Origin of the sequence: Salmonella sp. SG203 (assembly GCF_013350575.1) — a bacterium.
GTDB classification, from domain to species: domain Bacteria; phylum Pseudomonadota; class Gammaproteobacteria; order Enterobacterales; family Enterobacteriaceae; genus Salmonella; species Salmonella enterica.
Window position 1 is genome coordinate 147,047 of the sequence record NZ_SNMT01000008.1, and the last position, 17,023, is coordinate 164,069.

At 50.9% G+C, this 17,023-nt stretch carries 8 protein-coding genes; all 8 read right to left on the bottom strand.

All coding sequences use genetic code 11. From position 1 onward, the window contains the following. Positions 1-6 precede the first annotated feature (6 nt). The 8 genes from HV477_RS28900 to HV477_RS13855 all read right to left on the bottom strand — a co-directional run bounded on the left by HV477_RS28900 (position 7) and on the right by HV477_RS13855 (position 17,018). Complete coding sequence (locus HV477_RS28900) at positions 7-2,256, bottom strand: bifunctional Gfo/Idh/MocA family oxidoreductase/class I SAM-dependent methyltransferase (RefSeq protein ID WP_175065093.1); 2,250 nt, start codon at positions 2,254-2,256, stop codon at positions 7-9. Next, a complete protein-coding gene (locus HV477_RS13825) occupies positions 2,253-3,299 on the bottom strand; it encodes a hypothetical protein (RefSeq protein WP_175065094.1) in 1,047 nt (348 codons plus the stop codon). The genes HV477_RS28900 and HV477_RS13825 overlap by 4 nt, the downstream gene beginning before the upstream one ends. Further along, positions 3,296-10,837, bottom strand: a complete 7,542-nt coding sequence (locus HV477_RS13830) for a non-ribosomal peptide synthetase (RefSeq protein WP_175065095.1) — start codon at positions 10,835-10,837, stop codon at positions 3,296-3,298. Before HV477_RS13830 ends, HV477_RS13825 begins: the two co-directional genes overlap by 4 nt. 24 nt (positions 10,838-10,861) lie before the next feature. Beyond that, a complete protein-coding gene (locus HV477_RS13835) occupies positions 10,862-11,602 on the bottom strand; it encodes a thioesterase II family protein (RefSeq protein WP_175065096.1) in 741 nt (246 codons plus the stop codon). Positions 11,603-11,814: 212 nt separating this feature from the next. Further along, positions 11,815-12,192 (bottom strand): hypothetical protein, encoded by a 378-nt coding sequence (locus HV477_RS13840; protein ID WP_175065097.1) that lies wholly within the window; start codon positions 12,190-12,192, stop codon positions 11,815-11,817. Further along, on the bottom strand, positions 12,189-14,549 hold the full coding sequence (locus tag HV477_RS13845; RefSeq protein ID WP_175065098.1) for an ATP-binding cassette domain-containing protein: 2,361 nt from the start codon (positions 14,547-14,549) through the stop codon (positions 12,189-12,191). Before HV477_RS13845 ends, HV477_RS13840 begins: the two co-directional genes overlap by 4 nt. Beyond that, positions 14,546-15,490 (bottom strand): ABC transporter permease, encoded by a 945-nt coding sequence (locus tag HV477_RS13850; protein WP_175065099.1) that lies wholly within the window; start codon positions 15,488-15,490, stop codon positions 14,546-14,548. Before HV477_RS13850 ends, HV477_RS13845 begins: the two co-directional genes overlap by 4 nt. A 1-nt stretch (position 15,491) precedes the next feature. After that, on the bottom strand, positions 15,492-17,018 hold the full coding sequence (locus HV477_RS13855) for an ABC transporter substrate-binding protein (RefSeq protein WP_175065100.1): 1,527 nt from the start codon (positions 17,016-17,018) through the stop codon (positions 15,492-15,494). Between the last annotated feature and the right edge of the window lie 5 nt (positions 17,019-17,023).

The window sequence follows — 17,023 nt, forward strand, 5'->3', positions numbered from 1 at the left end:
TTTTCCTTAATCCTGGGGAGAATGAGACGAATCAGGGATAGCAGCAACAAACAGTCGTTGCCCAAGCGGTGTCAACGGATGGTCTTCCTCTGGCAAAACCCATACAGATCCGAAACCGGCGCGCCACAGAGCATCCCGCCATTGGACGATCGAGAAGAAACGCTCACGCGTACGCTGTCGATCATCACGAGGCTCAGGCATAATGAAAGCTTGTGATGTGAGGAACTCGTAGTGCTCACGCGTCGCTCCACTAAACAACAACCAGCCGCCGGGAACCAATAACCCACGCAGTTCACGCAACACTCTCAGGGTTTCCTTTACACTGTTCAGCACTCCTGAACAAATCACCACGTCATGACTCGCCGCAGGTATACCCTGTTCCGCAAATGAACAATTGATGTCCACAAGAGAGAATTGCATCGCGTGATGACAATAACGCTCACGAGCTTTCTCAATGAAGAATGTAGACAAATCGCTAAAATGGTAATTCACCTGTACATCCTCAGCGTGGCACTGAGCGAGTACAACGTCCGTCGTTACACCGTTGCCGGCACCTACTTCCAGCACACGAAGCCCTTGCTGGTTATGAGCCCGCTGGCATACCAGGCTGGCAATCAGCGTATTCATGTAACGGGAAATAATATTTTCACAATATATGGTATCTGTGATTGCCATACTTCCCTTTGGGAGCAGCGAGCTAATCGCTTGCTGTTCATCGCGCATCAACGGTAACAACCGTTCCGCATTACTACGCAGGTAATGAATGAAACTCTCCGCTCCCAGACCCAGCCAGCTTTCCGAAGCAAGCCTCCAGCATTCCTGCCAGTCAGCTTCCTGTACTCGAGTCAGGCAACGCCATCGCCCACCTTCTACACTGAGGTAACGCCGTTGATAGAGAATTTCCACCCAGCGGGCGATTAGTTCCTGATGCCGGGACGCAACTCCCAGACCAGCCAACAACGCGGGCGTATCCAGCGACCGCCTAGTCCCGTCCAGTCCTCCAGCGGATTGCAACGCACGCAACATAGAAAGCAGCACTGCATGATCAAGTTGACGCACGAATTGTTGCGTTTGCGACAACGTAATTGCCTGGGTAATAGGACGGGCGACCTCTACTGCAACAAGTAATTCAGCGGGTAACGACTGCGGGGTTACAGTTAGTGTCGGTTCAATATTCACGCTTTCCACAGCCGTTTTCAGTACGGTCAGCGGTAGATAGTGATAATGCTGTCCGGATTTAATCATGGGATAACCTAGCGCCGTGGTGGCCTGTTGCCAACGTTGACAGCTCAGCAACAATTGCTGACTGCGCTGTCTGGAGACCGTTTCATCGTCGGCCAACATCAGAAAATGCCCGACTTCACGGGCTATAGCCGCTGGCCAGTGCTGCATTAGCTGATCGCGAATAGAGATTGTCGGTGCCGAAAGGTTGAGCACCGAGTCCTCTATCAGAGACATTGCGGCAGGAGCACCAAAATCAAACGCCTGTCGTACCTCTTTTGGGATGTACAATCGTGGTAACCATCCCAGTTCGCCATGCGTGTCCTGCAACATTAATGTCCCCCCCGCAACACCTAAAGTGAGTTGTTGCAAAAGTGGCAAATGATTATCCGGGTCATCAGGATCCACCTGATTCCAGACGCGCAACGTTAGAGGAACATTACCCAGATACCCCTGAAGGATTTGTAGTGGCTGGGCAGGATCCTTGCTGATACAGCTAACCCGCCAGGCCGCAGAAGGAGGAGAGATTTCGCCAAGCATATGCAACAACGGAAACAGCACCTGATTGGCACATGCAGCATCAATCCACTGTCCCGGTTGTTCATTCAGGACGCTACGGGCAGCGCTAACAAAACGGCGTACGTTATCGAGTTGCAAATAGTGATCCACTACATGAAAACGCACACCATGCTGCCGCGCACAGCGCAGACATTCTGTCACTTCCTGTTGATGTAATGGTTGCTCCTGAAGCACGGAGATACCAAGTGCAAGCAATTGTTTTGTCAGCGTAGTTCCATTACCACCTAAAACTCCGGCCCGTAGTACCACGCAGGCAAGGTCAATATCAGAAGGAATATCTGCCACTGCGCGGAATAATGGTAGTTGGTGACGCTTTGCTAACTGCTTTGAGCGATCACTGCCGCGAGCCAAAATGCCCACCAGTTGGTAGCGTGTTGGCTGTGCCAGTAACGCTGTAATATAGAACTGGGCAAATGTAGATCCGCAAATTAAAACCCTGACAGGTTGACAGATCACAGACTACCTCCTTCCGTTTCCATCAGTTGCGCCACACTGACAGGGAAGCGCTGATAACGTACACCACTGTCAGGCGAAAACAGATGCCTGATCAATTGCGGTAACAGGGGAACTTGTGCAGCATGGAAGTTGTGGCGGCAGAAACTGTCGGGACTGGTTATCACCCCAGCAGCCAACGTCGCAATAAATGTGCCGCAAACCTGTGCAACACCTTCCCCCTGAATTAGCGCGCTTTCTGTCTGATTCCCCCCAGCTTGCTCACCAGTCACTTCCAATAGATACCGCACGTAAGGTCTGAAACTCTGGACGTCCTGCGCGGAAGCGTTAACCAGAGCCGTGCAGGCCTGCGAAGATGTCATAAAGGCTAATTCTCTCATCACAGCAGGTAAGGCCTGGCCATCACTCACACTGAACCATCTGCTATTACCCACACCCAGAGAATTTGAAACCCACTGTGTCTCATTATCTTGCCAGGGCATCACCTGTACCGGGCGGGGGAAAAATGGCAAGCTCTGCTGTGCCAAAGGGTCTGCGGATCGCTGGTACCTACCGATTGGCACACCCGCGAGAAAATCTTCCGCGCCTGAAGGTGTGAAACGATCCAGGATACCCTGCCAGACTTGCAGGCTATCTACACGGGAAAAGTCCTGCGCCAGCCAGCGAGGCAACCAGCCTGACAACCCAGGCACAGCACCAGCATCCAACAACACAATGTTCTCTCTCCACTGAGGCATATTCAGGTTCTTACAGGATGCCCCTCCGGCATCAATCAGGTGCGCAGATGCACGCAACGCCGCTGACAAAACACGTGGCGTAGTTATATGTGAAGGCCCAGCACAGTTGATGACCAGTTCACAACCCGCAACAAATCGTTGTAACGAATCAGGATCGGCAATATCTACCGTTTGCCAGCTCACACAGGAAGGCAGGTCGGCGGGGGGCATCCTGCGGCTGCCACCACGAACAGGGGAGCCCCCCCACTGAGTTAGCAACCTGACAACCTGTCGCCCCATACTGCTTTGCATTCCAAGGATACCAATCACAGCGCTCCCTCCTCGCGTTGTGCCTGGTCCGCGATCAATTGATCGATACGTTGTGCCAGTAAATACAATTGAGACGTGCTGAACAACTCGCGCATGGGCAAAGTAACTCCCAGAGTCTGCGTAATCCATGCCAGGAAACGAGTTGCCATAAGGCTGTCTCCACCTAACTCAAAGAAACCCTGTTCACGATGGATATTTTCCAGAGACAGCAGTTCGCGCCAGACAGCCGCGATGGCATTCTCCGTTTTACCTTGAGGCTCCTCGCCGCCTATGTGGTGTTCTGGTCGTAAAAATAACCGTGTCAAAAACCACTTTTTCCTTCCGTCTTTCTTATTCGCAGGTAATTGTGGTACCACTTCAATCTGTTCCGGGATCATATACGCAGGGAGCTTAGTGGATAGCTGTCTACGTATCTGTGTACTGTCGGGCTCAAAAGCCTGATCTAAACGACGCCCCTCCAGCAAGAACAACGGACTACCGGTCAACTGCTGAGCCCGAATGATTTCAAGCCCTGCCTGTTGTAACAGGTGGCACCAGCCTGGCATCGACAGTAGTGGAGAACCGCATTGTGCATCATGCCTGGTATAACCACGTTCGAGTACGACCGCCGTCATTAACGCCAGCGGCGTTAATTCACTACTTTCAACCAGCCAGAGACATCCACCGCGTACAGCCAGTTGGCAGGCCAGCGCAATTCCCTGAACATGATCATCAAAGCGATGCAGTGAATTAGCGCAAAGCACTACATCAAACTGATAACGCAACGTTTCAGGCAGCCAGTCATTACTGCAAGTCTCTGCAGAAAATCTGGCGTCACCCGCCAGGCGCTGTTGCGCTATGTTAACCAAAGTGGGAGATGTATCCAGCATCGTATAGCGGACATCTGGGGAAAGCAGGGGTAGCAAAAATGACGCCAGTTGACCACTACGTCCCCCCAGTTCGACTACTCGTAGTGGATGATCAAGACTACCGGCATGGGCGTTCAATGAGGATGCCCATTGCGTCACCAGCGTCCGGAAATGGCCGTCCTGTATCAACAGGCTCTCAGGCGAGAGCACAGGATGTTCCAGTAACAAAAGCGGCTCTTGCTGATCTTGCAATATGGCTCGATAAACGTCGTACTGTTGACGTAGTGCCGTGAACACCTGCGTCAACGCCTGTTGGTAGCTGTTCATCGCCGGATTACACGCATCCACTAGTGCCGACACGACGTCAAAACGATTGCCTGCCAAGAGATAGTCCTGGTGTTGCACGACCAGTTGACGCACCTGAAGAATATCTAGCCAACGCGCGAATAATGGTTGCCATGCTGCCGCGACCGGAGTGGCGCAGTGTAACATCTGACCGCCATCACTCCGGCTCAATCGCAATATCGCCAGCATAGCGCGCTCAACCCCCTGAGCTTCAAACTCATCATCCTCAATATCACGGCGCACTATCGGAATGTCATGGTAGGAAACAGGATGGTTTACGACGATATTATTCGGTGATACTGCTGCAACCAGACGGGCTCTTTCCCCTTCATCAATCACCGTCACCCAGGCTTTGCCAATACCCGGCAAAGTCTGCAGTACTGTTTCAATTTCACCTGTATCAATGTTCCTGCCATGGAGTAAAACATACTGTTTAATACGTCCGGACGAGATCAACACGCCATCAGGCTGGTAGTAAACACTGTCGCCCGTGCGATACCAGCGTATCCCCCGGTACCATACGAAAGCCTCTGATGTCGTATTTGGCTCCCCTTGGTAACCAATGGCCAGGCTCATTCCGGCAACCCACAATTCACCGCTTACATAGTCAGGACAGTCACGACCAAAAGCATCAACGACACGACAATACTGATTAACCAGCGGGTAGCCCGCAGGAAAAATATTCCCATCATAATTTGTGTCGTTCGCGATAAAGATGTTTGACCAGATAGCAGTACCGGTTGACTCTCGCAGCACCAGCAACGAGCTATCCGGTACCACTGTATGCAATTTTTCGAACAATAAGAGTGGAACATTATCGCCTGATACAAGCACTTTGCGCAGACTGGGTAAGGTTATTCCCTCAGGTACAGCGCTTAACATTCTCTCAAGATAAAGCCAGTCAGAATTCCACAACGAGACACGGTGTTGCTGAACCTGTAACCAACTGTTTTCAGCATCACTCTGTTCTGTACGTGTCAGTAATACCAGTGACGCGCCTGATGAAAGCGCCGAAAAGAGATCATAGAGCCTCAGTGCAGTACCTGCCGACGAGAGCGCCAACAGACAATCATTAGGGGTCATTTCTGCATACTGATTGACCCCATGTAAGGTATTCACAATTGCACCGTGGCTGAGCACCACTCCTTTTTGGTCTCCATCAGCACTGGAGGTCAGGATAACGCAGGCCGGGTACTTATCCTCAATAGGTACGAGTTCGGACAATGGCGCATAATCTGTAGCATCCTCAATGTGCAAAATTTGCAATTCAGGATCCACAATCTGTAACGATCCGTTATCCATCAGCAGCCAACGGATGCTCATATTACGGTACATTCCAGCCTGTTGAGCTGCGGGGTATTCACGGTCTGCCCAGATCCAACAGGCCCCCGCGGCTAACACGCCCAATACGGCGGTAATCTGTTCGGGCCCTTCCGGTATAGTTATTGCCACCAGATCTTGTGGTTGTACGCCGTGCGCCAACAACAGTGCGGCAATCTGCTTAGCCTGTTGCGCCAGTACGCCATAGCCAATGCTTTTCCCCTGCCACCACAACGCCGTGCGTTCGGGTTGCTCTGATGCCTGAAGGAAGAAGGCATCGTGCAACAACACGGGCTCAATGGTAGCTGATGTAGCATTAACCCGATCTCGACAGAGTTGCTGCATAACCGGCAACGGATCTTGCAGAGACTTTTCACCATCGTATTGCGGCAGGTCTGTCAGTAACTGACAAAATTCTTCAAACATATTATCCAGTACACCTGAGGGGAAAAGCGCTTCCACGGCATCCCAGGTCAGATTGACCTCGTTGTCATTCCCTGTTATCTGAAAATCCAGCCATACTTGTGGTGTTTGTGAAATTCCCCAACAGAAGTTGTCAAACAGATTGTTGTCTCTACTGGTCTCCACATTTAATCCCAGAGCGCTGGTGAAAACTATCGGCATGGTCATATCGGGCTGATGGTTAAGCCGCGCGAGTTCGCGTAATACCTTGATGCCACTAACTTCCTTATGATCCAACGCCTGCCAAAGCGCTTGCTGGGTGCGTTTCACACTAGCGTGCCAACCTTCTTGTTCTTCCGGTAACCACGGCACCAGAACCAGTGACGTAAAGTCACCGACCAGATGCGGAATATCCTCATGAAGGTTTTCACGATCAAATAAGGTAAGATTGAGTGTAAATGCCTGGTTGTCGCACCAACGACCCAGCGTATGGCTAAATGCTGCCAGCAACAGCGCTGATGGGGTATAGCCGTGTTGTTGGCATTGTGCTAAAAGCGGCTGCCACACTGCGCTATCCAACATCTTCTGTCGTCGCGTAAATTTCACCTCCTTTAAGGTAGCCGGATCGACAGCAATTGGAAGGTTAGGAGGAGGAGGCAATGTCGGCATTATTTCCTGCCACCACTGCCAGGCTCGCTCATAAGCGCCATCATTGATATTGTGGTTATGCAGATAGTCTCGGAATGTCGCCGTCAGCGGCGGAAGACCACGCGAAGGATGGTTATACAACGCATTCAGCTCATCGTAAATGATCATAACGCTAAGTGCATCCGCCACCAGATTGTCTATTCCCACCCCCAGTCGCCACACACCGCTCTCTTGTGCCAGCGACAGGTTTAAAAGCGGCCATTGTCGGGGATCAAACACCTGATGTGAGCAGCAGGCTCGCAATTTCGCAAACGCCCCCGGCCCTTCGGCCAGCACCGGAATTTTCAACCATGGTACTTCTGTCAGAACCCGCTGCTGATTGTCATCATCAAAGACCGCACGCAACATATCATGACGTCCGATCAACTGGTTCAACGCCTGCTCAAGACGTTCATGGTTCAGATCTTCCAGTGTATATTCGCGGTAAAAGTGGCAACCGATTCCGCCGAGTGTGAATTGCGGTCGTCGGCCGATACAATATGCCTGCTGTACATCCGTCATCGCGAAGGGCTCGTACCTCTTTTCAGGAGCGGCCTGCCATGCCTGAATATCAACAGCATTGCCTGTTGATGCAGCTAAGCCCGAACAGAAGGCGTCAAACTGTGGTGAGGCGAACAGCAATGCCAGTGAGGCATCTTTAAAACCCGCCTGATGTAATTCAGCTATGACCCGGGTGGCCTGAAGCGAATCACCGCCAAGATTGAAGAAGTTATCCTGCATGTTGAGCGTTTCCAGACTCAACACTTTGCGCCATACATCGGCAATTTGTGTTTGATGAGCACCCAAACGCTCTGGCTCATTGGCCTGTTGGGGTTTCAGCCGTTCTTCTGCCCACTGCAGTAATACCTTGCGATCAACTTTTCCATTGCTACTGAGAGGTAATGTATCTAACCAGATGATTTGCTCCGGCAACATCTCGCGAGCCAGTAATTTAGCAAGACGGCCTTTCCACTCATCTTCAGTCAGAGGTTCTCCCACAGCAGCCGCCAGCAACTTGCCACTTTGCGAAACCAGCGCGACACTCTGCTGTATACCCGGCAACTGTTTTATCGCGGTTTCCACTTCACCGAGTTCGATGCGGTGACCACGTACCTTGACTTGATAATCCATACGCCCCAGAAATTCAAGAGTCCCATCAGGCCAGTAACGCCCGGCATCACCTGTGCGATACCAACGTTCACCCTGCGCATACACAAATCTGGCTGCCGTTTTTTCTTCATCCTGCCGGTAACCCAATGCCACACCCTGTCCACCTATCCACAGTTCACCTGCGACCCAGTCAGGACAGTCGCGCCCGAGGGCATCAACAACCCGATAGCGTTGGTTAGTTAATGGCCTGCCATAGGGGATGGAGCGCCAATCAGGATCTACTTCCTCTACTTCAAAAAGATTCGACCAGATAGCTGCTTCCGTTGCCCCCCCCATCGCCAGTAAACGACTTGTGGGGGCGGCGGAACGAAGTCGCACAGGAAGTTCGAGGGGGATCCAGTCTCCGGAAAGCATGACGCAACGCAGAGGTAACGGAGTGGTGTCAATTCTTCCGGCAAGCAACATTTCCAACAGAACAGGAACTGAGTTCCAAAAGGTGATATGGTGCTGCCGAATATTATCAAGCCAACACGCTGCATCTCGACGTTCATCTTCATCAATCAACACCAGCGCTGCACCGACAGAAAGTGGGCCGAATATGTCATAGACCGACAGATCGAAATCGAGTGCCGACACCGCCAGCAAACGGTCATCTGCACAAATTCCACTTCGCTGATTAATATCTGCGATGGTATTATGAGCAGCTCCATGAGCTATCTCGACGCCCTTCGGTTCACCAGTGGAACCAGAGGTATAAATGATGTATGCGAGATCGCCTGGAGACTGAGTAACACATGGATGTATTGGTAAGAAATTATCCGCTTCGTCTGGAAACATCACGGTAACAGCCTGGTTACCCTCAAACGGTTGCTGTGCGATGGCCCAACGGACGCAACCACTGCGCATGATCCGATCTCGACGAGCTACAGGTTGATGCACTCCCACAGGGAGCCATACCGCGCCTGCGGCCAGTACGGCAAGTACAGCGATGATCTGTTGTGGTCCCTTCTCTAAAGTAATCGCCACTGGTTCGCCATGCCTGACACCATTCTCAACCAGCAGCGCCGCCAGTTTCAGCGACCGTTCTGCCAATTCACCATAAGTAATGATCTGTTGATGATAAAGCAGTGCTGTCGCATCAGGCTGTGTTACCGCCTGTCTGAAAAAATCATGATGCAGAGGTTGCGGTATTATCTCATGACCAGTAGAGTTAACCTGTTGTCTGATAGCTTCACTGGTAACGCTGAGCATAGCTGGCACTGGCTGATCCCAGAGTTTTCCTCCGACGAGGTCTGTGAGATAACGAATACAAGCGTCGAACATGGCATCAAGCATCCCCGCCGGGAATGCCGCTTCGCGCGCATCCCAGTTAAGCATGTAACCGCCATTAAATTCGGTTAATTGCACATCCAGCCAAACCTGTGGCCCTTGTGACACAATCCACACAGGTTCACCGAAAGTATCCCGCACAGCTTCACTGAACAGTTCGCCCAGTCCTAACGCACTGGTGAACACGACCGGAGCATAGACGGGATGACCGCGATCACGGGAAAGGTCTCGCAAAACCTCCACGCCGGAATAGTCTGCCGCTGCTACATCCTGGTGAAAACGTGTTTGTAAACGGTGGGCACGCTCCACGAAAGATCCCGCTTTACTTCCCTCCCATGTCAGTAAAATTGAGGACGTGAAATCACCTACCAGCAAATCAACCTGATTGTGCAACGGCTGGCGGTTGAACAGAGGCATATTTAACAAAAAATCAGGAGCTGTACTCCATGCCGTTAACACTTCAGCATATGTTGCTGCAAACACCATTGCTGGTGTAAGCATGTGCTGCCGCGCCTGTCGATCAAACGCCTTTCGTGCCTCACGACTAAAGATATAATGGCGACGGGAAACTGAACTATTATCCATGCCGACATTAATCTGTATCGGCAATTGTGGGGACTCTGGTAGAAACGGTAACCGTTTTTGCCAATAGTCACGTGCTATCAGGGGAGGATTTTGCGCGACTTGCTTCTTACGGGCATGGATATAATCAGCAAATCGCCAACTGAGAGAAGGCAACGCTTTTTCGCGTGCATGGTAAATATTAGCCAAATCATCCAGTAAAATTCGGAGACTCATAGCATCGGCTGCAATCATATCGAGATTCAGGTGCAGCCGGCTACGGTTATTGGGAAGCAAGGTAAGTTGCACATCAAACACTTCACCATTGCTGACGTCCATACGGCGACAGGAAAACTGCTCACGCCGCGCAGCCAATATGCGTTTCCGCTCAGTCTCATCAGTTGTACGCAAATCTAAGCAAACAATTCCCGGCCAGTTCAATTCCTCTATGCACTGCACCCCCTCCTCATCAACACGTACACGCAGCATCGGGTGGCGGATCATCAGATGACGTACTGCCTGTTCAAGCCGGACTGGATCCAATGCCTTACCATCAAATTCATGATAAAAATGGGCATTCACTCCTCCCAGTGGTTGATCTGGACGTCGGCCAATCCAGTAAGCATGTTGCATCAAAGCAAGATCAAACGGCGCATTATCCGGGAGAATCTCCGGTGTGTTTACAGGTGCTGGTACAACTTTTTGTTGGCTGGAGATCAGCGCTCGCCAGCAGCCCAGTTGTGGTGCTGATATCAACTGAGCGAAACTGATTGGCAACCCTTGCTTTCTCAAGCGTGCGGCCATTCGCATCATGCTAAGTGAATCAATCCCAAGGGCAATTAAATTGTCATCGTCTGTCACAGCAGAGAGTGATACCTGGGTGCAGGTGCGAAATAATTCCTCAATTACCTGTTCAATATCGATAGGCGTTGTCATCGTGGTTCTCCTGCTGCCATCGTGTCAATATGTAGAGGGCAATAAGTCGCATAATGCGCGAACCACTGCCTGGCGATGATGATTAAGATAGAAATGCCCGCCTCGAAAACAACGTTGATGAAAAGCACCTTCGCTCCAGATCCTCCAACCGGATGTTGTCATCTCGCTCAGTTCTTCATCGTCTGTTCCCCAGAAAATCGCCAGAGGGCAACCCAGTACACCACATGGGGTAGCACGATAGGTTTCAATCAGACGATAATCCGCGCGAATAGCGGGCAGGATAAATTCACGCATTTCAGCGTGTTCTAATGCGCGGACGTTATCACTGTCGAGCCGGATCAACTCACGGCATAACGCCTCATCGCTCTGTTGGTGAAGGGTACCCGCCTGATGGAACTGCGGTGCCTCCCGCCCCGAGATAGCCAACAATTCGGGTTCGGGTACGCCACGGCGAGACAATTCCAGCACCAACTCATGTGCCACCGCACCACCCATACTATGACCGAAAATAGCCCAGGGACCGTCGATGACAGGCTGAATCTCATCCGCCAGAATCCTGATCAACGCCGGGAAACTATCCGGCATCGGTTGCCCAAAACGTTCGAGACGGGCGGGAAGGCAGACCTGGCATAAAGTCACCGTGGAGGGTAACAACGGTAGCCAGGACTGATATAAGGACGCATTTCCCCCCGCGTGAGGTAGGCAAAATAGTTTGATTCGTGCCGTCGATAAGACAGGTGCATGCCGCAACCAGGCGGAATTCATTATAATTCTCCTGAAGTCACCATATTTTTAGCGGTTAATCACTAACCCGATTAATTGCCATATATAAAATGAAAGCAAACTGCCATTTTCATATGAGTATTACCACAACCTCGTCAGCATTCTTACTCACGAAATAAGTAAAAAATTAATGCATTGCTTTTCTTTATCTTTTGCATCAAGAAATGAAAAGGGCCAGGAAAACAATAATAACCTTATTCTTCATAAGAGTATAAAAATCGGGGAATAGCATTACTCCACACATTTATATTTAATTTTTCTCTAAGAAATTGAGGATGAATATATTCATCCTTTTGTTCATACTTCAGAAATGTTCGCTGAGATAACAGATTCGCGTTCCAGACGTTACCAGTACAACCATCCAGATATCGAATTAACGTAGAGATCGGTAATATCTGAAAACGATCTCCCTCAGGCAAACCAATGTAACTCAAGACAGGTACTAAAATGAGGATAAACGATAGCCATAACCAACTGACGAAGACAGCACCACAGCTGATAACCAATACGATAACTGCAAACATTGTAAAAGCCAGGCGTCGAGTTCTATTTTGACAGAGTGTTTTACTCACTTCTGACTCCTTAAAGCCAACATTGGCATCTGAAATCCGGCAGGAATGATCTGCGCTAATGCGCTGCCCAATTGTAAAATGTCGCCCCCCAACTCAGCAGGCATCGCACGGTCATGCGTGACCATAATCAACGTCATTTGCTCGCGCTCACGCAATGTATTCAACAGCCGTAGCAAAGCTTGACGATTTTCACTGTCCAGCGCGCTGGTAACTTCATCGCAAATCAGCAACTGTGGGCGAGCCAGCAACGCGCGGGCAAGCGCAACTCGCTGGCGCTGGCCACCGGATAGCTGACGCACTCGCCGGGATAACAGATCCGGAGAAAGTCCAACCTTGTTCATCATCGCCAGCAGCACTTCTTCACACTCCAAACCTCGCAGGTTCGGCTGAAATATTATCAATTGCCGTAATAACAAATGCCGAACCAACCAGAAAGGATTCAATGAATCATAAGGATTCTGCGGGACATACTGCATGAGCTGTCGTTGACCGCGTGACCGATCTTTAAGCCGTAGTGAAAGAGATTGCTGCTGCCAGTAAATCGTGCCCTCCGCTGCAGGCTGAAGACCTAATATTCCACGGAGAAGCGTGGTTTTACCACATCCGGAAGGGCCGACAATACTTAAACAACCGCCGACCGGAAGTGAGAAAGTAATATCACGATGCAATACCTGACGCGAAGGTAACTGCAACTGTAACCCCCGAACTTGCAGACCAGACTGAGTATCTTTTGTATTCTGTATAGGTGGCTGGCACGGCACACTAGCGGCAAGAAGGCGTTTACCCGCTTCGCTACGCGGCTGACGGAAGAAACTCTGACAATCGGTCGACTCCTGACATTCCCCATGTGCCATAACTACCACACGGTCAGCGGTTTGACGAATGGCATCCAGCCCGTGCGCAACCATCAAGACAGCGATTTTTTTTTCCTGGGCCAGCAGCCTAATCAGTCTATAAAGTAAAGCCGTATTCTCTGCGTCAAGGGCACTGGTTGGCTCATCCAACAACAGTAATTGTGGATCACCGCAGAGCGCAAGTGCCAGCAACACTCGCTGCCTTTGTCCACCCGAAAGTTGATGCGGATAACGCAATAAAAATGCACGATGACTTGGCAAGCCAACACGAGTTAACTGACCGGGAAGACTGCGGGAGATTTCTGTGCTGGAAAAACCCAGCGACCGGGCCCGATGGGTAAGGGTACGCCCAATCCGCTGATGTGCAGGCAATGCCACACGCGGATCCTGTGCCATGTATCCAATGTAGCGGCGACGCATTTTACGGCTGTCGAGAGTAGAAAGCCCCAACATGGTCTGTCCGGCAATCCAGACTTGTCCGCTCACCCGGTGGCAGCCACGGGGTAAATCGTTCAGCAGACTATGTAACAGTGTAGTTTTACCACTGCCTGAGGCTCCTGAAAGAGTTACGATCTCTCCAATTTTTACTGTCAGATTCACAGCGTGTAATAACGTCATTGTGCCGATACTGAGGCTCAAATCTTGTACTATTAACAGCGCATGATCTGTAGGCGGTGTATTACCCATTACCGTCGGCCGATTTTTGTTTTTTTGCAAGGAGGGGGTTAACAGACTGTCAAGCAGGATATTTACCGGTAGCAAGAGCAGCAACAGTGCGATAACGGGGGCTATAACCGCCAACGGCTGCAATGTCAGCCCCTGACGATTCTCCATGATCATTAATCCCCAGTCAGCCTGTGGAGACTGGGCACCCAATCCAAGAAAACTGGCGGTCGCCACAATAAACAAAGCATTAACAAAACGAACCCCGAGATCGGCAGTAACCAACGGTACAAGTGCAGGAGAGGCCTCATAACGCACCATCCATGCCAGCGATTCCCCACGCAACCTGGCTATATCTATATAATCATGCTGCATCACCTGTAAAGTGGCTGCGCGTGCAAGTCGCAGAATATCAATGCCCGATATAAGCACCGCGGCAATTGCCGCGCTTGCATAACCGGGACCAAGTACCACAACAACCAACATTAGTAAAAGCATGCCGGGAAGGCTTTGTAACATATCAGCCATCTGACGCAATATGCGATCCCAGACACCGCCACGCAGTGTCGCGAACATCGCCAGTGAACCAGCAATCAGCCAACTCCCCACCACCACCAAAGAGGCAACCAGTACCAGCATGGCCCCCCCCTGCAACAAGCGCTTTAATACATCTTCACCCAAATAATCGGTACCGAGCCAGTGCTGTCCCGAAACTGGCTCAAATGGCAAACCCGGTTCATTGTTTGCGTTCAATGTCGCCAAAAGCGGCCCGGCAAGTGTCAGCAACAGCATAATGCCGATCATCACTCCCCCCACCCGCTGTAAAGGAGAAAAAATCATGCCTCCTCCCTATTCATGCTCAGATAATCGACCGCCAAATCAGCCAGCATATTCAGGCTAACGGTCAACAGGCAAACCAGCATGGCAATAGCCATGACCACCGGAGTATCACGATTCTGCGTTGCGTCTAGCAATGCGCTGGCCAAGCCGGGCCATGCAAATAATGTTTCGGCGATTAGCGCACCACTCAGTAAGGTTGCAATATATCGGGCTAACAGAGGCAAAAAGTTAATCAGTGCGACTGGCATGATCCAGAACAGAACAATTCGCCACTCCTGGATGCCGTTGAGACGAGCCATTTGCGTCGCTTCACTCTCTGAGGCACTAATCACACCAGCACGAAGCACACGCACCATTTGCGCCAGACATACACTAAGCAAAGTCAACGTCGGCAAAATCATGGCCTGCGCCCATTGAGATATGCCAGCATTTTCTGACAACAGCGACAACGCGGGTAACCAGTGCAACATAAAAGAAAAGATCAGTACCAGCAGTGTCCCTGTGACAAAAGAGGGAACGGTCAGCAATGTCAACGTAAGCGTTCCTATTAAACGGTCGCTACGTTTGCCAGCATGTAGTCCGCTCCAGCCCCCCAGGAACAGCGTCAGTGGAACCATCAGTACCAATGTCCCCCCCCCCAGCAGTAACGAAGCCGCACCTTTTTCGCCAATAATCTGACTGACAGCCAGATTGCTCACCCGGCTGTGGCCGAAATCTCCGTGTATAGCCGCCATTACCCAACTGACATACCGGATAACAAAAGGGCGATCCAGCCCCATCTCATGGCGCAAAGTTGAGATCTGCGAAGCACTACCCTGTCCTGCTAGCCGCATACTGGCAGCATCGCCTTTGACCAGTTCAAGAGTAGCGAACACCAACAGTGAAAGCGCTAACAACGAGAACAACATCCACCCCAGTTTGCCTATGATTTTCCAGCCCATTTTATGACTCCAGCCAGGCGCCTCGCAGTAACGGATATTCAAACGCGCCGCCGCTACGAATACCTCGGACATCCTTTGTAGCCAGTGCAACCGACGGCAGACGAGCAAAAATGGCATCGCCGCCATGCTGATACAGGTAATGCTGTACATCGTGAATCGCCTGCGTCATAGCGTCCCCACGTGCCGCCTGAAGAACCTGCATTAACACATCCAGCTGTGGCGATGCCGGCCCTGTAAACGAATACGGCGCATTACTGCCATAATAGAAAGGCAGTACAACTGGCAGTGGCATGGCCGGAAATGTGCTGGTTTTTAGCGGTGCGTTTATCAACTCAGCAATATCACTGTAAAAATCGGCAACGGGTAGTTTATTTACAGTCAAAGAAAAGCCTGCTGACACAGACTGGCGCAATAGCAGAGTGGCACTCTCCGCAAACCCCCAAGTAAAATTGCTGGTTCGAATACTGGTGCGAGGAACGATCCCTGCTTTTTGCAACAAGCCCTTTGCTTTTTCAGGATCGTAATGGCGCTTTGGCAAATCAGGCGCGTACCAGTACTGTCCAGTGCCTAATGCATCGTTTGCGCTTTGTCCAAAGCCGAAACCCAGTATGCGAGCCATCTCCTCTCTGTTAATTGCCAGTTTTAGCGCTTCAACTACCTCAGGATGGTTGAACGGCTCAGCGCTAAGATTCATTGAAAACGCCAAACATCTCCACTCATCTTCAGGAGCAACGAGCACTTGTACTTGTGAATTACGTTGTTCACTATGTGCATTGACGAGGCCAATCTCTGCTACATAATTGAATTGTCCTGCTTTCAAACCATTCATCCGGGCATTCATATCATCAACTGCATACAGTTCGATACGATCCAACCATGGACCACTTGCAGCGTCCCAATAATCATGGCGTGGCAACAGTTTAGTCACCGTCGAATTCTGTTCTCCCAGTATCCAGGCACCACTACCAGGTGCCTGCCGCCCGGACTTACTGTCCTCTGGAAAAACCATCATTCCCTGCGCCAGTCTCCAGTCAAACGCCCCCACAGGCTGCTTCAGTTGTAGCGTCAGGGTCTGCGCATCCTGTACACGCGAAGCTGACACGTCCAGAGGAGCCAGCCAACCACTCTGGGCTCCTGGGGTATTCGCAAGTTGTCGCAGGCTGTACAGCACATCTCTGGCGGACAGCGTTCTGCCATCACTAAAAGTGATGCCCGAACGAATTTTCAGCGTCCAGCGCATTGCAGATGAATCTGGCTCGGCTGATTCCATTAATCGGTATTCAATTTTTCCGTTCTGAGTGTCAGCTAATGTGTCCCAAAGCAGTCGGGCCCGGACGTATCCCAAAGGTGTATGCGTTGCGGTAAGCATATTCGCCGGGCCACTATTACTACCTGTAAAGGCTGCACGTAACACTCCTCCCTTACTTGGAGTTTTATCCATTGAATACAAGCCATTAGAAAATAAGGCACTGCCAGCCAGCAGTCCCATATTTTTGATTAATGAACGTCGACTTATCCCCTGAAACATCGTTT